General features: G+C 34.9%; 11 protein-coding genes and 1 tRNA gene. 10 read left to right on the forward strand and 2 right to left on the reverse strand.

Annotation, left to right across the window (positions count from 1 at the left end):
* Positions 1-25: 25 nt before the first annotated feature.
* Together Q5N74_RS12350 and Q5N74_RS12355 are read left to right on the forward strand one after the other, a co-directional pair.
* Positions 26-2,740 carry a TonB-dependent receptor gene (locus Q5N74_RS12350; RefSeq protein ID WP_304389149.1) on the forward strand — a complete coding sequence of 905 codons (2,715 nt, stop codon included), beginning with the start codon at positions 26-28 and terminating at the stop codon, positions 2,738-2,740.
* Between the two features lie 116 nt (positions 2,741-2,856).
* Positions 2,857-2,938 (forward strand) — tRNA-Tyr (locus Q5N74_RS12355).
* A 31-nt stretch (positions 2,939-2,969) separates the two neighbouring features.
* On the opposite strand, the gene Q5N74_RS12360 is transcribed toward Q5N74_RS12355, so the two are convergent.
* Both Q5N74_RS12360 and metK read right to left on the reverse strand, forming a co-directional pair.
* The gene (locus tag Q5N74_RS12360; RefSeq protein WP_304389151.1) at positions 2,970-3,530 is read right to left on the reverse strand and encodes an HPP family protein; all 561 of its coding nucleotides are present in this window, start codon (positions 3,528-3,530) and stop codon (positions 2,970-2,972) included.
* Positions 3,531-3,636: 106 nt separating this feature from the next.
* Positions 3,637-4,890, reverse strand: a complete 1,254-nt coding sequence (gene metK, locus Q5N74_RS12365; protein WP_304389152.1) for a methionine adenosyltransferase — start codon at positions 4,888-4,890, stop codon at positions 3,637-3,639.
* A gap of 606 nt (positions 4,891-5,496) precedes the next feature.
* On the opposite strand from metK, the gene ilvD reads away from it, so the two are divergent.
* The 8 genes from ilvD (at position 5,497) to Q5N74_RS12405 (ending at position 17,253) form a co-directional block, all read left to right on the forward strand.
* Positions 5,497-7,182, forward strand: coding sequence for a dihydroxy-acid dehydratase (gene ilvD / locus Q5N74_RS12370; RefSeq protein ID WP_304389153.1), 1,686 nt, complete (start codon positions 5,497-5,499; stop codon positions 7,180-7,182).
* Between the two features lie 64 nt (positions 7,183-7,246).
* Positions 7,247-8,980: a biosynthetic-type acetolactate synthase large subunit gene (gene ilvB, locus Q5N74_RS12375; protein ID WP_304389154.1), complete on the forward strand. Its 1,734-nt coding sequence runs from the start codon at positions 7,247-7,249 to the stop codon at positions 8,978-8,980.
* 14 nt (positions 8,981-8,994) lie between these two features.
* The gene (gene ilvN, locus Q5N74_RS12380) at positions 8,995-9,534 is read left to right on the forward strand and encodes an acetolactate synthase small subunit (protein ID WP_304389155.1); all 540 of its coding nucleotides are present in this window, start codon (positions 8,995-8,997) and stop codon (positions 9,532-9,534) included.
* An 8-nt stretch (positions 9,535-9,542) separates the two neighbouring features.
* On the forward strand, positions 9,543-11,018 hold the full coding sequence (gene ilvC / locus Q5N74_RS12385) for a ketol-acid reductoisomerase (RefSeq protein ID WP_304389156.1): 1,476 nt from the start codon (positions 9,543-9,545) through the stop codon (positions 11,016-11,018).
* Positions 11,019-11,083: 65 nt separating this feature from the next.
* Entirely contained in the window at positions 11,084-12,349 is a 1,266-nt protein-coding gene (gene ilvA / locus Q5N74_RS12390; RefSeq protein ID WP_304389157.1) for a threonine ammonia-lyase IlvA, read from the forward strand.
* A gap of 178 nt (positions 12,350-12,527) precedes the next feature.
* Positions 12,528-14,120 carry an NADP-dependent glyceraldehyde-3-phosphate dehydrogenase gene (locus Q5N74_RS12395; RefSeq protein WP_304389158.1) on the forward strand — a complete coding sequence of 531 codons (1,593 nt, stop codon included), beginning with the start codon at positions 12,528-12,530 and terminating at the stop codon, positions 14,118-14,120.
* Between the two features lie 229 nt (positions 14,121-14,349).
* Positions 14,350-14,871 carry an azurin gene (locus Q5N74_RS12400; RefSeq protein ID WP_304389159.1) on the forward strand — a complete coding sequence of 174 codons (522 nt, stop codon included), beginning with the start codon at positions 14,350-14,352 and terminating at the stop codon, positions 14,869-14,871.
* Positions 14,872-15,015: 144 nt separating this feature from the next.
* Complete coding sequence (locus Q5N74_RS12405; RefSeq protein WP_304389160.1) at positions 15,016-17,253, forward strand: cytochrome C; 2,238 nt, start codon at positions 15,016-15,018, stop codon at positions 17,251-17,253.
* Positions 17,254-17,263 lie beyond the last annotated feature (10 nt).

A 17,263-nucleotide genomic window follows, 5' to 3' on the forward strand; every position in this document is an offset into this window, starting at 1 on the left:
TATAATTAATTCCATTTTAAAATTAATGAAACTAAAAATATCTGTGTTACTACTTTTAGTAACAAGTTCGGTCGCTTTTGCGCAAATAAAATTAGAAGGTGTTGTAAAAGATAGCATCGGGAATCCTTTAGAGTTAGCTAATGTTGTAGCCATAAATCAAGAAACGAAAGCCTTAGATGGTTATGGCATTACAAACGACCAAGGGCGTTATAAGCTTACTTTGAAAAAGAACGCGACCTATAAACTTCAAATAAGTTATATAGGAATGAAAACAGGCGAGAATATATTCGAATCGAAGGGAGAGGATGTTGTGAAGGATTTTACATTATTGAATGATAATACCCTAGATGCAGTCAATATCGTTTACGAAATGCCTGTGGTTGTTCGAGGTGATACTTTAATTTATAATGCCGATTCTTTTAATAAAGGAACGGAACGAAAATTAGGAGATGTACTTAAAAATTTACCCGGAGTTGAAATTAATGACGACGGACAAATACAAGTGGAAGGTAAAACAGTTTCAAAAATTATGGTTGATGGTAAAGAGTTTTTTGATGGCGACACCAAATTAGCTGTTCAAAATATTCCATCAAATGCGGTAGATAAGGTACAGGTGCTTAAAAATTATGCTGAGGTTGGACAATTAAGTGGTGTAACCAATAATCAAGATAATGTGGCTATTAATATCAAACTAAAAGAAGGTAAAAAGAATTTTTGGTTTGGTAATGTAACAGTTGGTGGTGGTGCTTCAAACCAAAATGGCTTGTATTTACTGCAGCCAAAGTTGTTTTATTACAGTCCAACATATAGCATTAATACCATTACAGATTTAAATAATTTAGGTGAAATAGCTTTTTCACGTCGTGATTATTTCAACTTTACAGGTGGTTTTAGAAACCCAAGTAGAAGTAGTGGTACTAATATTAGTTTAGGTGGAAATAGCCTAGGCTTTTTAACAGCGCAAAATAACAGGGCTAAAGATATTAATACCAAGTTTGGTGCAGCCAATTTTAGCTGGTCGCCAAACAAAGCATTGGATTTAAGTGGGTTTGCTATTTTTTCTAATAGTAAAACAGAGATGCAGGAAAATCGTGATGTCGAGTATACCGATCCTGAGTTAGGTATTCCTAATGAAAGCACAGAAAGTAACACCATGCAACGTAGTGATTTGGGTATGGTTAAACTGTCTGCAAAGTATAAACCTAATGCTAGTAATCAATTAGATTATGATATTTTGGGGCGTGTTTCAAAAGAATCTCAAGACCAGAATTTTTTCTCAACAGTTAATGGGAATATTGATGAGTTGGAAGGTTCGACACCTTACAGCATTAATCAAAACTTAAATTATTACTATACGCTTGATGCTACTAATATTTTTGCTTTAGAGGTTCAGCATTTATTACAAGATGAAGATCCTTTTTATAACGCGATTTTAGAAGATAAAGATAACTATGAAGGAACGGCAAATAATTTGGGATTAGATGGCGCTCAAATAGGTTATAATATCACTCAAGATAAGCGTGTGCAGTCCAATCAAGTCGATGCTAAATTGGATTATTGGAACATTCTGAATAAAAAAAGTGATATTAATTTCACCTTCGGAACCATTTTAAGTAGTCAAAAGTTTAACTCAGATATCTTTCAGTTTTTAGATGATGATTCAAAATATAATCCAACACCAACAATTAATGATGGTTTAGATGTTAATGATATCAAATACAATTTTAGTGATATTTATTTAGCAGCACATTACAGATTAAAATCTGGAATTTTCACCTTTACTCCTGGTGTGTCGGCACATGCTTACAGTACAAACAATACACAGTTTAGTACAAAAACAACCGACAACTTTTTTAGATTATTGCCCGATTTTAATATGCTTATGCAGTTAAAAAAGAGTGAGCAAGTAACTTTAAACTACCGCATGCAAACCCAATTTACCGACGTGTCTAAGTTTGCGAGTGGTTTGGTGTTAAATAGTTATAGTTCTCTGTATTCTGGTAGTCCAGACTTGGAAAGTGCCTTGTCGCACAATGTGAATCTGTCTTATTACAGTTTTAACATGTTTAATTACACGAATGTGTACGCAAGTCTTAATTATAATAAAAGCATTGATAATATTAGAAATACGTCCATTTTCGAGCCAGGAAGCGTGGTACGCGTAAGTTCGCCTTTTAATTCAGGACTTGCAGATGAAAGTGCAAGTGCTAACGGACGTTTTCAACGTACATTTGGCAAAATTAGAGCTTCTATTAATGGTAATTTTAATTATTCAAAATTTAATCAATTTATTCAGAATTTGCAATCGGTGAGCGAGAGTTTTTCTCAAACTTATAGAACAGAACTGCGTACCAATTTCAAAACAGCTCCTAATGTTGAGTTAGGTTATCGTTATAGCATTCAAGATAACAACCAAGGTAATAATAATACCAAGTATTATACAAAATCACCATCTATAGAGTTTGATGCGCTTATGTTCAAAACACTAACATTTAAAACAGATTACTCGTATAATAATTTTAGTGATGATGAAAAAACGATTAATAGTTATGAGTTTTTAAATGCATCGTTAGCATACAAAAAAGATAAGGATGCTAAGTTTGAATATGAAATTAAAGCGACTAACTTATTCAATACCAAGTCACAAAGTACTAGTAATACAGGGGTGGTATCTGTAAGTGCTACCGAATATTTTATACAGCCGCTATTTGTATCATTTAGGTTGCGTTATGAATTATAATGCTACTTAAATAGCTCATATTGAGCATGTATGTTTTTATTTTGAAATAAGTCGAGAAGTTATTGCATTTTTATTTTGCATAATTGCTAAACAATGATATATTTGCGCTCGGTTTTGGGGAGATACTCAAGCGGCCAACGAGGGCAGACTGTAAATCTGCTGATTTCATCTTCGCAGGTTCGAATCCTGCTCTCCCCACGAAAAAGCAAGCTAATTTTAGCTTGCTTTTTTATTTTATTCTATTTGATGCTGGATAGCTTCTATTGGACGTGGCATTATTAAAAATTAAAGCTACCATTAACAAAATAAGTGTGCCCGATAAAACGGGTGATAACACATATAAATAACCTAGCGACTTTATTTTTTCTGTACCAATTACTGCGATTAAAGCTGTGGCGCCTCCTGGTGGATGAAGCGTCTTTGTAATTTGCATAAAAACAATAGACAGCGAAACAGCAAGCGGTGCTGTTAGCCAAATAATGTCTGGGAATAGTTTGTAAACCGTAACGCCTATAATAGCAGATATGATGTGGCCACCAATAAAATTTCGAGGTTGCGCTAAAGGGCTTTCAATCGCACCATAAATTAGAACGCTAGAAGCTCCAAACGACCCTACTAAAAAGGTGTTTTCCAGTTTAGGTAAAAATTGAGATTGTAAAAATGCGATTAACCCAATACCGCAGAAAGCGCCTAGAAAAGACCAAAAGTGTTCTTTGTAATCTACCAAAGTTTCTCTGTAGATGACGTATTTAGAGACGCGGTAAGTTCTGTGGATTTTTTTCTTTATCATTTTAAGGTTGAATTAAAATTTAAAACGATTTGTAGTTTCTTTTTTAAAAAGAAACCTTGTAAAATAAATTACAAGGTCTTTAATATATTGTTTGAAATTGTAAAAATTACAGACCGAAAGCCTTTTTTACTTTGTCAACGTAATCTAGTTTTTCCCAAGTGAATAACTCAACATCTAAAGTGATGCTTTCGCCATTTGGTTGGCTAAATGTTTTTGTTACGGTTTCGTTTATACGCCCCATATGGCCGTAAGCAGCCGTTTCACTGTAAATTGGTGCGCGTAGTTTTAAACGTTCTTCAATGGCGAAAGGACGCATATCAAAGATGTTAGAAACGATGGTGGCAATTTCACCGTCGGTCATATTAAACGGGCAAGTACCATAGGTGTTGATGAATATTCCCATTGGTTCTACAACACCAATTGCATAACTTACTTGTACTAAAACTTCATCTGCAACGCCAGCAGCCACTAAATTTTTAGCAATGTGTCTGGTAGCATAAGCAGCACTTCTATCAACTTTACTTGGGTCTTTTCCTGAAAAAGCACCACCACCGTGTGCGCCTTTTCCACCATAAGTGTCTACAATAATTTTACGACCTGTAAGTCCGGTATCACCATGAGGTCCACCAATTACAAATTTACCTGTTGGGTTTATATGGTATTTTATATCGTTGCTAAATAAGGTCTGAAGGTTTTCTGGTAATTTAGAAACTACACGTGGAATTAAAATATCTACAATATCCTTTCTAATTTTAGCAAGCATGGTGTCATCATCAGCAAAATCATCATGTTGTGTTGAAACCACAATAGCCTCGATACGTTGCGGAACATTGTCATCACTATATTCAATAGTTACCTGACTTTTAGAATCGGGTCTTAAATAAGAGATGTCTTTGTTTTCACGACGCAACTCAGCAAGTTCTTTTAAAATTCTGTGCGATAAATCTAAAGCCAATGGCATGAAGTTTTCAGTCTCGTTAGAGGCATAACCAAACATCATTCCTTGGTCACCTGCACCTTGTTGTTCTTTAGTCGCGCGGTCTACACCACGGTTTATATCGTCTGATTGTTCATGAATTGCAGAAAGTACACCACATGAATTACCATCAAACATATATTCGCCTTTTGTATAGCCAATACGGTTAATAGTATCTCTTGCAATTTTTTGAACATCTAAATAAGTATGCGATTTCACCTCGCCTGCAAGAATTACTTGTCCTGTGGTAACAAGTGTTTCGCAAGCTACTTTCGAGTCTTTATCGAATGCTAAAAAATTATCAATTAAAGCATCACTAATTTGGTCTGCTACTTTGTCTGGGTGTCCTTCTGAGACACTTTCAGAAGTAAATAAATACGCCATTTTTTTTATATTATATAGGAGATTTGACGAGAACGTCGAAGGAAGTTTACACTGCCTTTAGCATTTTTATTTATACCTTAATTTTTTTGGTATAAAGAGGTTGCAATCAGTCAAATCCTTCCTCTGTTATTTCTGCTGCAAAAGTAAAAAAATAAAAGGAAAAGCAAATTGTTTTTCCTTTTTTTAACGAATAAATTGGCTATTACGTTTTAATTTACAACATTTGTTTTTTAATTATGAAGAAACAAATACTAAATAGCATTTCTATTAATGTCGTTGTGATTATTTCACATCGCTAGGAAGGCATATTTATAAACTTTAGTAAATATTAAGAGCCTTCCAGAAATGGAAGGTTTTTTTATTGAATATTTTGAGCGTTTTGAACATCATAAAAATATTCATTTAACATACTGTAAATCAGGTGTTTGAATTATTTTTAAACACAATGAATTTAACCTTAAATAAGAAAGATTAGCCTCGGTAAAATCCTAATAAATTAATTTCGGACATTAATTTAAGGAGATTGAAGAGTTTGTAATGAAAATCATAAAATCTTTGAAAGATTAATAAAAATTAAGACAAAGCATAAAATTATCCATATAAAAAATGAATAAACTTAATAAACATAGTAGTAGATTAACTCAAGACGAATCTCAACCTGCTTCTCAAGCCATGTTGTACGCTGTAGGTTTGACAGATGAAGATATGCAGAAGGCACAAGTGGGTATTGCAAGTACTGGGTACGATGGTAACCCGTGTAACATGCATTTAAATGGTTTGGCTGCTGAGGTTAAAATTGAATGTAAAATCGCAAATTTAGTAGGTTTAGGATTTAATACTATTGGTGTTAGTGATGGTATTTCTATGGGAACTTCGGGTATGAATTACTCTTTAGCTTCTAGAGATATTATAGCAGATTCTATTGAAACAGTTATGAATGCGCAAAGTTATGATGCACTTATATCTGTTGTAGGTTGTGATAAAAATATGCCAGGAGCTGTGATTGCTATGTTGCGTTTAAACCGTCCATCAATTATGATGTATGGTGGTACTATCGCATCAGGAAAATATAAAGGAAGAAAACTTAATATTGTTTCTGCTTTTGAAGCTTTAGGGCAAAAAATGGCAGGAGAGATTGAAGAAGAAGAATATAGAGAAATTATAAAAAGCGCTATTCCAGGAGCAGGAGCATGTGGTGGTATGTATACTGCAAACACAATGGCTTCAGCTATCGAATGTATGGGGTTTGCATTACCTTATAACTCTTCTATTCCTGCTGAAAATCCGAATAAATTATCAGAAAGTGAAAGAACAGCGATTGCCATTAAAAATCTTTTAGAACTAGATTTAAAACCGTTGGATATCATTTCTAAAAAATCTATTGAAAACGCAATAGCATTAGTGAACGCTTTAGGTGGCTCTACAAATGCAGTATTGCACTTCTTAGCGATTGCACATGCGGCAGATATTGAATTTACATTAGAAGATTTTCAACGTGTAAGTGATAGAACACCGTTAATAGCCGATTTAAAACCATCTGGAAAATACCTAATGGAAGATGTTCATGGTGTTGGTGGAACTCCTGCCGTTATGAAGTACTTATTAGATAATGGTTACTTACATGGCGATTGTTTAACTGTAACAGGGAAAACTTTAGCAGAAAATTTAGCAGATGTTGAACCGCTTATTTTTGAAAACGATCAAGATGTTATTTACCCTAAAGATAAAGCTTTAAAATCATCTGGAAATCTTCAAATCCTATATGGTAACCTTGCGGAAGAAGGTGCTGTTGCAAAAATTTCAGGTAATGAAGGTTTGTTATTTGAAGGTAAAGCAGTGGTGTATGATGGTGAGCAAGCTGCAAATACAGGAATTTCTAATGGTGAAGTTGTAAAAGGCGATGTTGTTGTTATTCGTTATGTAGGTCCTAAAGGTGGTCCTGGAATGCCAGAAATGTTAAAACCAACGTCGTTAATTATGGGTGCTGGTTTAGGTAAATCTGTTGCTTTAATTACTGACGGACGTTTTTCTGGAGGTACTCATGGTTTTGTTGTGGGTCACATTACACCAGAAGCTCAAGATGGAGGTACCATAGGAATTTTAAAAACGGGAGATACTATTAGAATTAGTGCTGAAGACAATACTATTAATGTACTTATTTCAGATGAAGAACTAGCTGAAAGAAAGTCACAATGGGTTGCTCCAGAGTTGAAACACAAAAAAGGAATATTATATAAATATGCAAAATCAGTATCATCAGCTTCAAAAGGTTGTGTTACTGATGCATTCTAGTTCTTGCGTAAGTAGGAACCTCATGTCACCCAGAGCTTAGTCGAAGGGTTTTAATAAGGTAAACATGAATACACAAACAGCAAATAAAAAACAAGAAGTGGCGGAAGAAACCATGCGTATTACAGGAAGTGAAGCAATTATAAGATGCTTATTAGCAGAAGGGGTTGATATTCTTTATGGATATCCTGGAGGTGCTATTATGCCAGTTTATGATGAGTTATATAAGTTTAGAGACCAAATACATCACGTATTAACACGTCACGAACAAGGTGCAGCACATGCAGCACAAGGTTATGCACGTATTTCGGGAAGAGTAGGTGTTGCTATTGCAACTTCTGGCCCGGGAGCAACGAATCTTATTACGGGTATCGCAGATGCGCAAATAGATTCTACTCCAATGGTATGTATTACAGGTCAAGTGTTTTCACATTTATTAGGTACAGATGCGTTTCAAGAAACCGATATTATTGGTATTTCTACGCCAGTTACTAAATGGAATCATCAAATTACCAAAGCGGCCGATATCCCAGAGGTGTTGGCAAAAGCTTTTTATATAGCGAAAAGTGGTCGTCCAGGACCTGTATTAATCGATATTACAAAAGATGCGCAGGTAAGTGAGCTAGATTTTAAATACGAAAAATGTACAGGTGTTAGAAGTTATATTCCAATTCCTAAAACAAAGCCGGAAAGCCTTTCTGCGGCAGCCGAATTAATTAATTCAGCAAAAAAACCGTTTATCATTTGGGGGCAAGGTGTTATTTTAGGTCAAGCGGAAAACGAATTAAAGGCAGTTATGGAGAAGGCTGGTATTCCTTCTGCATGGACTATTTTAGGAGCATCAGCGATTCCAACATCACACAATTTAAATGTGGGTATGGTTGGTATGCATGGTAATTATGCACCTAATATGTTAACCAACGAGTGCGACGTACTTATTGCTATTGGTATGCGTTTTGACGACCGTGTTACGGGAAGTTTAAACACCTATGCAAAACAAGCTAAAATCATTCATTTTGATATTGATCCAGCAGAGATTGATAAAAATGTGAAAACAGATGTGGCTGTTTTAGGCGATTCAAAAGATAGTTTAGCTAGGTTATTGCCATTACTTAATGAAAATAAGCATGCCGATTGGTTGCAAAAATTCAAAGATTTATACGCTATTGAATTTGATAAAGTTATAAAAGGTGATATTTCCCCAGTTAAAGAAGGTTTAACCATGGGAGAAGTATTAAAACAAATAAATATAGAAACAAAAGGAGATGCTGCTATTGTTTCAGATGTTGGTCAACATCAAATGATAGCTTGTAGATATGCTGAGTTTACAACAACCAAAAGTAATATTACTTCGGGTGGTTTAGGGACAATGGGCTTTGCTTTACCAGCAGCTATTGGTGCTAAAATGGCGGCTCCAGAAAGAGAAGTTGTGGCTATTATTGGTGATGGTGGTTACCAAATGAATATTCAAGAATTAGGCACCATTTTTCAACAAAAAGCAGCAGTGAAAATTGTAGTATTAAACAATGAGTTTTTAGGAATGGTGCGCCAGTGGCAACAATTGTTCTTCGATAAGCGTTATGCGTCTACCGAAATGACAAATCCAGATTTCGTAACCATTGCAAAAGGGTATCATATAGCAGGAAAACGTGTTACAAAACGTGAAGAGCTTGCTGATGCTGTTAAAGAAATGATTGCTTCTAAAGAATCGTATTTCCTTGAAGTTTGTGTTGAAAAGGAAGGTAATGTGTTTCCAATGATACCAACAGGTGCATCGGTTTCAGAAGTGCGTTTAAGCTAAATATTCAGAAAGAAATGAACGAAGAAATAAAAACATTAACGATTTCAATATATACAGAAAACAACATTGGTTTGTTGAATCGTATATCAGCTATTTTTCAACGCAGACATATTAATATAGAAAGCTTAACAACTTCACAATCGGAAATTGAAGGTGTTAATAGATTTGTAATTGTTGTTAATATGGCGGAAGCTCAAGCTAAAAAAATTGTTGGGCAACTAGAGAAACAGGTTGAAGTTATTAGAGCCTATTACCATAAAGACGAAGAAACTATTTATACAGAGTCTTGTATGTTTAAAGTAAGATCGGCTTTATTATTTGAAGAACCTCAAATTCAAAATATAATAAAAGATAGTAATGCTAGAATAGTTACCGTAAACAAAGAGTTTTTTGTGCTTGAGAAATCGGGTAAAAGAAACGAAATTGAATCTTTATATAGAGATTTAAATGTGTTTGGCATTATGCAATTTGTTCGTGCAGGACGTATTGCAGTAACAAAAGATGAAATGAAAGTAACCGAAATGCTACAAGCATTCAATAATCATAATAACTAAAATTAAAAATGGGAAATTATTTTAACACACTATCGTTAAGAGATAAACTAACTCAATTGTCTAAATGTAGATTTATGGACTCTTCAGAATTTGAAGATGGTGTAAATGCTTTAAAAGGTAAAAAAATTGTAATCATAGGATGTGGTGCTCAAGGACTTAACCAAGGGTTAAACATGAGAGATTCTGGTTTAGATATTTCATACACTTTAAGAGCTCAAGCAATTGCAGAAAAACGTACGTCTTTTGTAAATGCAACTAATAATGGGTTTACAGTTGGTACTTACGAAGAATTAATTCCAACAGCAGATTTAGTGTTAAACTTAACGCCAGATAAGCAACATACAAGTGTAGTAAAAGCGGTTATGCCTTTAATGAAAAAAGGTGCTACTTTATCATATTCTCACGGTTTTAATATTGTTGAAGAAGGAACTCAAATTCGTGAAGATTTAACAGTTATTATGGTGGCTCCTAAATGTCCAGGAACTGAAGTAAGAGAAGAATATAAAAGAGGTTTTGGTGTGCCAACTTTAATTGCGGTTCACGAAGAAAACGATCCAGAAGGAAAAGGTTGGGCACAAGCTAAAGCGTATGCTGCTGCAACTGGTGGTGATAAAGCGGGTGTGTTAGCATCATCTTTTGTTGCCGAAGTAAAATCAGATTTAATGGGTGAGCAAACTATCCTTTGTGGTTTGTTACAAACAGGATCTATTCTTTGTTTCGATAAAATGGTTGAAAAAGGAATTGATGCTGGATATGCTTCAAAATTAATTCAATACGGTTGGGAAACTGTTACTGAAGGTCTTAAATATGGTGGTATCACCAATATGATGGATCGTCTTTCTAACCCTGCAAAAATTAAAGCTTTTGAACTTTCAGAAGAATTAAAAGATATCATGCGTCCGTTATTCCAAAAACATATGGATGACATTATGGAAGGTCGTTTCTCTAGCGGAATGATGGCTGACTGGGCTAATGATGATAAAGATTTATTAGGATGGAGAGCTGCAACAGCTGAAACAGCATTTGAAAAAACACCTGCTGGTGATGTTGAAATTTCAGAACAAGAATACTACGATAACGGTTTATTAATGGTAGCTATGGTTAGAGCTGGTGTTGAATTAGCGTTTGAAGCTATGACAGATTCTGGTATTATCGATGCTTCTGCTTATTACGAATCATTACACGAAACGCCACTTATCGCGAACACGATTGCAAGACGTAAGTTATATGAAATGAACTCTGTTATTTCTGACACTGCAGAATATGGTTGTTATTTATTCGATCATGCTTGTAAGCCTTTATTAACCGATTTTATGAAAAATATCGATACAGATGTTATTGGTAAAGCGTATGCTAAAGACAATGGAAAAGCAGTAGATAATGCGAAGTTAATTGCTGTAAACAAAGCGTTAAGAGATCACCCAGTTGAAAAAGTGGGTTCTTTCTTAAGAGCGTCTATGACGGCTATGAAGCCAATAGTATAATACAATCTACATGTTACAGGTTTTTAAAACCTGTAACATGTTATAGATATAAAATTCATTAATTAATGAACAAGGATAAATACACGTATTTTCCGAGTCTTAAAGATGTAAAAGTAGCTGCCGATACCATTAAAAAGGTATCGGCAGTTACGCCTTTAAGCCCTAGCCTAAGATACTCAAAACAGTTTGACGCGCATATTCTTTTAAAGCGTGAAGACCTTCAGCAAGTGCGTTCTTATAAAATAAGAGGCGCCTATAATAAACTAAGCTCACTTACGGCAGAAGAGTCTCAAAATGGCGTGGTATGTGCCAGTGCAGGGAACCATGCGCAGGGTTTTGCCTTGTCGTGTAAATTATTAAAAATTAAAGGGTCTATTTACATGCCTGCGCCAACACCTAACCAAAAGGTCGAGCAGGTAAAAATGTTTGGTGAAGATTTTATTGAAATTAAACTTATTGGAGACACTTACGATGATGCGTATCACGCAGCCATGTTGGAGTGTAAGGAGTTTCAAAAAATGTTTATTCATCCATTTGATGATAAAAAAGTAATTGAAGGGCAGGCAACCATTGGTTTAGAGATTTTAGAACAAGCAACCGAACCCATAGACTATGTGTTTATCGCAGTTGGTGGCGGTGGTTTAGCTTCCGGTTTATCCACCGTATTTAAGGAATTATCACCTAATACTAAAATTATAGGTGTAGAGCCCGAAGGGGCGCCTTCTATGTCGGTCTCTATTAAAAATAACAAAAACACCGAGTTAGAACATATTGAAAAGTTTGTAGATGGTGCAGCGGTAAAACGTGTGGGCGATTTAACATTCAATATTTGTAAAACCAACTTGCATAGTATGATGACTGTGCCAGAAGGAAAGGTTTGCGAAACCATTTTAGAGCTTTACAATAAAGACGCTATTGTGGTAGAGCCAGCAGGAGCTTTAAGTATTTCGGCATTATATTTTTATGCTGAAGAAATTAAAGGGAAAAACGTGGTATGCGTGGTAAGTGGTAGTAATAATGATATTACACGTACCGCCGAAATAAAGGAACGTGCTTTATTGTATGCCAATTTAAAGCATTATTTTATTGTATTGTTTCCGCAGCGTGCAGGCGCTTTAAAGGAATTTGTGGTCGATATTTTGGGTACGAATGATGATATTACCCATTTTCAGTATACCAAGAAAACAAACCGTGAAAATGGTTCGGCAGTGGTTGGTATTCAATTGAAATCGGCAACCGATTTGGAACCATTAATAGCTAAAATGAAACAGCGTAACTTCTACGGCGATTATCTTAATAATAAACCCGATTTATTTCAATTCTTGGTTTAAAAAATAGGTTTTGTTTTTTGAATTAATTGGCGAAAACGTTTGAGCCTTATACATTTTCAGGACATGTAAATAGTCTGTTAAGAATATGGTATTTCTTAAGTCAGGCGCCCCGTTCTGAGAGGCTTTGTTCTAAATTATGGGTATATTAGCAATAGCTATTAACATATAATTTTAAACCATGAGCACGACTTTATTTGAAATTCCAGAACATTATAAAATACATACCTTACTACACCAATCCACCTATTTAAGCAATGGCGAATTGATTGAATGGAAGGGTGAAACTGCCGAGGTTTATTCGACCATATCTTCAACTTCAGAATACAAACCAACCTTATTGGGGACGATTCCACAATTAGGCGAAAAAGAAGCTTTAGAAGTGCTTAATTCAGCATTAGGAGCCTACGACAAAGGGCAAGGTTTATGGCCTACCATGAAAGTGATTGACAGAATTGCTTGCATGGAAAAGTTTGTAGAACAAATGAAAACCAAGCGCGAGGTTATTGTGAAACTTTTAATGTGGGAAATAGGGAAGAATTTACCCGATTCACAAAAAGAGTTTGACAGAACCGTCGATTATATTTACGATACCATTGAAGCTTACAAACAAATAGATAGAGATTCTGCTAAGTTTGAAAAAAGTGACGGTGTTTATGCACACATTCGCAGAGGTCCATTAGGTGTTGTTCTTTGTTTAGGACCTTATAATTACCCATTAAACGAAACATTTACCTTGCTTATTCCAGCTTTAATTATGGGGAATCCTGTAATTTTTAAGCCAGCAAAATTAGGTGTTTTATTAATTTCACCATTATTGGAAGCCTTCCAGAATAGTTTTCCAAAAGGCGTTGTTAACGTAATTTACGGTCGTGGACGTGTGTTGGCAACTCCAATCATGCAATCAGGGAAAATAGATGTGTTGGCCTTAATTGGTAACAGTAAATCTGCGAATGCTTTACAAGCGGTACATCCTAAAGGAAATAGATTGCGTATGGTTTTAGGTTTAGAAGCTAAAAATCCTGCGATTGTATTGCCAGATGCTGATTTAGATTCAGCAGTTGATGAATGTATTGCAGGAACCTTATCTTTTAATGGGCAACGTTGTACTGCTTTAAAAGTATTATATGTACACGAGTCTGTTGTCGATGAATTTAATAAACGTTTTACAGTCAAAGTAGATGCCCTTAAGTTTGGGAACCCTTGGGAGCAAGGAGTGAAACTAACTCCACTTCCTGAAGTTGAGAAACCTGGATATATTAAAGAATTAATAGGAGATGCTTTAGAAAAAGGAGCCAAAATTTTAAATGAAAAAGGCGGGGTTGTAACCGATAATTTTATTTTTCCAGCCGTTTTGTATCCTGTTAATACAAGTATGAAAGTATATAGTGAAGAGCAATTTGGACCCGTAATTCCTGTAATTCCGTTTTCAGATATTGAAGAGCCTTTACACGATATGGCAGAATCTAATTATGGACAACAAGTAAGTTTGTTTGGTAGAGATATCAATACCTTATCGCCGTTAATTGATACGTTAGTAAACTTAGTGTGTCGTGTGAATTTGAATAGTTCTTGCCAACGTGGTCCAGATGTATATCCATTTACAGGAAGAAAAGATTCTGCATTTGGTACCTTGAGTGTTCATGATGCATTACGTTCATTTTCAATTAGAACCTTTGTAGCTTCAAAAGATAACGACTACAACAATGCTATTGTAAAGGAATTATTAGATAAGAAAACATCTAACTTCATTAGTACCGATTATATTTTATAAATTAATCAAAAGTCTAAATTTTCTATTTAGCACATTTTTAATTAACTTTATTCTCAATTAAATAGAGGGGTAGTATTTATACTACCCCTTGTTTAGTACAATATTTTTCAGTGAAGAATCCTGCACTAGTAATTTAATATAGATATGTATATTTGGTTTTACTATCAGTAATCTGGTATGCGAATTAATTAACTTAAAACGATGAGTTTTAATAAATAAAGTAATAAAAATGAAAATACTAAAGTTTGTATCGGGGTTGGTTTTATCTTGTTTAATGCTAATAGCTTGTGGCGGAAAAGAAGAGAAAAAGAAAGAAGGTTTTACCTATGAAAACACAGAAACAACCAAAACAGAAACAGTAGCTAAAGACGCTGACGTTGAAACGGTTGTTCTTGTGGGTACTGATTTAATGAAATTTGATATAACAGAAATAAGAGTTAAAGCTGGTAAAAAAGTTAAATTAACACTTAGGCATAAAGGTAAACTAGATATTAACGTAATGGGGCATAACTTCGTGCTTTTAAATCAAGGCGTTGATTTGGCATCATTTGCAGCAAAAGCAGCAACTTCAAAAGATAATAAATACATCCCAAAAGGTTCTGAACAAGATGTTATTGCACATACCGATGTAATTGGTGGTGGGCAAACAACGACCATCGAGTTTGATGCACCAGCAGCTGGAACTTATGATTTTTTATGTAGTTTCCCAGGTCATTATATGATGATGAAGGGGGCTTTTATCGTTGAGTAGTACCAAACTTAGCTAACAGTGCGTATACATGTGCATACATCGTATTTAGATTCCTTATAATATTAAAAACCATATCCTTAAGAATGTAAATTAAATTTATTTCTTTATAATCTTAAGGATATTTTACCAATAAAATTAAACTAAATGATAATTAAAAACATTTTACCTGTTTTACTACTAGTTTTACTTTGCTTCAACTGCGAAAAGAAAGAGTATATAGACAAAATTTATGAAAAACCTGAAATTGTAAGAGAAGCAACGTCAGCATTTCTTTCTCCAGAAGAAAGTATGAATACTTTTTATTTGCCAGAAGGTTATAAAGTTGAGCTTGTAGCAAGTGAACCTATGGTCGATGAGCCAGTTGCCATTGCTTGGGATGGTAACGGACGCATGTACGTTGCAGAAATGAATACCTATATGCAAGATGTAGATGGTACTGGTACCAACAGGTCTATTAGCAGAATTAAGCTGCTTGAAGATTTAGATGGTGATGGGAAAATGGATAAAAGCACGGTGTTTATTGATAGCTTGATGTTACCAAGAATGATACTGCCGCTTGAAAATGAATTGATAGTTAATGAAACCTATTCTTATGATTTATGGAGTTACAAAGACACTGATAATGATGGTGTCGCCGATAAAAAAGAACGTGTTTACTACAATCCAGACCGAAGAGGGGGGAATTTAGAGCATCAGCAAAGTGGATTAATTTGGAATTTAGATAACTGGGTGTACACAACCTATAACCCAATCCGATTTAAATTTACTAAAAACAAAGTAGTGGTAGATTCACTTGAAAACATGCCAAGTGGTCAATGGGGGTTATCTCAAGATGATATGGGTAATATGTATTACTCTTCAGCAGGAAGTGAAAACCCTGCGTATGGTTTTCAGCAACCTGCAGTTTATGGTGATTATAACCCTGAAGGTAGATTGTCTGAAGGTTTTATTGAGCCTTGGCCAGTTGTTGGTACACCAGATGTACAAGGAGGGCCAAAAAGATTGCGTGATGATAATACATTAAACCATTTTACAGGAGTAGCCGGACAAGAAATTTTTAGAGGTCATAAATTACCTCCTTCAACTTATGGTGATTTATTTATACCAGAACCGGTTGGAAGACTTATCCGTAGAGCGAAAGTAAAAGTAGAAGATGGTAAAAAGGTGTTATACAATGCTTATGATCAAGCAGAGTTTATGGCGTCTACAGATTTAAATTTTAGACCAACACAAGCCAAAACAGGTCCAGATGGTGCTTTGTATATTGTAGATATGTACCGAGGTATTATTCAAGAAAGTAACTGGACACGTAAAGGGAGTAGCTTACGTCCTGTAATTATCCGTAAAGCGTTGGATAAAAACATAGGTAAGGGAAGAATCTATAGAATTGTTCATGAAGATATAAAACCGGATGTTAGACCTCAGTTATTAGATAAAACAGCATCAGATTTAGTAGAGTATTTAGGGCACCCTAACGGATGGTACCGCGATACAGCTCAGAAATTAATTATTTTAAAGGATGATAAATCGGTTGTTTCAGAATTAAAAGATGTAGCCTTGGATAATGAATCTTGGTGGATTAAATTATTTGGAACTGATAGAGATTTAGGAATACAGCGTGTGCATGCCCTTTGGACTCTAGAAGGTTTGGGTGTTGTTGATAAAGAAGTTATTAAACAAAAGTTTAATGATGTAGATGCGCGAGTAAGAGTTACAGCAATCAGGTTAAGTGAAAAGTTTCTAAAATCGGGTGATGTTGGAGTACTAAAAGGTTTAGAGGCTTTATCTAAAGATACCTCTCTGGAAGTGGTGAATCAAGTGGCTTTAAGTTTACGTTACAGTAAAGATAAAAAGGCAACAGAATTACTAAACGCTATTGGTGCAGCTTATGAAAATAATGAAATTATTTCGCATGGTGTGACAGAGAGTTTAAAGAAAGATGATTCTAAGTTAGCACAATTAAAAGAACGGATCTCAGGAAGATCTTTAGGCGATAAACGCAGTATTTTAAAAGGCTACGATTCATATAATCAATTATGTATTACCTGTCATGGTCCAGATATGCGTGGTGTTCCTCTAGAAGGAAATGCACTTGTTGCTCCGTCTTTAATTGGTAGTCCTCGTGTTGTAAGTGATGATACAGAATTGCTAAGTAAGATATTATTAAACGGACTTATAGGTCCTGTAGATGGTGTAGAGTATGGTATTATGATGCCATTGAATTCTAATAGTGATGAATGGATAGCTGATGTGCTAACGTATGTAAGAGCGATGAATGATGTAGGTGGTGTTCATAAAAGAGTAGTTAGAAATGCTAGAGAAAAATCGAAAGATAGAGAAGATTACTGGACGTTGAAAGAACTTGAAAAAGGGAAAAAGTAGTCAAAACGAA

This window comes from Mariniflexile sp. AS56, from assembly GCF_030552475.1.
Taxonomy (GTDB): Bacteria; Bacteroidota; Bacteroidia; order Flavobacteriales; family Flavobacteriaceae; genus Mariniflexile.

Excerpts from the sequence above, each read along its gene's own strand:
- Q5N74_RS12350 (WP_304389149.1), top strand. The coding sequence starts at position 26 with ATGAAACTAAAAATATCTGTGTTACTACTTTTAGTAACAAGTTCGGTC.
- Q5N74_RS12360 (WP_304389151.1), bottom strand. The coding sequence starts at position 3,530 with ATGATAAAGAAAAAAATCCACAGAACTTACCGCGTCTCTAAATACGTC.
- metK (WP_304389152.1), bottom strand. The coding sequence starts at position 4,890 with ATGGCGTATTTATTTACTTCTGAAAGTGTCTCAGAAGGACACCCAGAC.
- ilvD (WP_304389153.1), top strand. The coding sequence starts at position 5,497 with ATGAATAAACTTAATAAACATAGTAGTAGATTAACTCAAGACGAATCT.
- ilvB (WP_304389154.1), top strand. The coding sequence starts at position 7,247 with ATGAATACACAAACAGCAAATAAAAAACAAGAAGTGGCGGAAGAAACC.
- ilvN (WP_304389155.1), top strand. The coding sequence starts at position 8,995 with ATGAACGAAGAAATAAAAACATTAACGATTTCAATATATACAGAAAAC.
- ilvC (WP_304389156.1), top strand. The coding sequence starts at position 9,543 with ATGGGAAATTATTTTAACACACTATCGTTAAGAGATAAACTAACTCAA.
- ilvA (WP_304389157.1), top strand. The coding sequence starts at position 11,084 with ATGAACAAGGATAAATACACGTATTTTCCGAGTCTTAAAGATGTAAAA.
- Q5N74_RS12395 (WP_304389158.1), top strand. The coding sequence starts at position 12,528 with ATGAGCACGACTTTATTTGAAATTCCAGAACATTATAAAATACATACC.
- Q5N74_RS12400 (WP_304389159.1), top strand. The coding sequence starts at position 14,350 with ATGAAAATACTAAAGTTTGTATCGGGGTTGGTTTTATCTTGTTTAATG.
- Q5N74_RS12405 (WP_304389160.1), top strand. The coding sequence starts at position 15,016 with ATGATAATTAAAAACATTTTACCTGTTTTACTACTAGTTTTACTTTGC.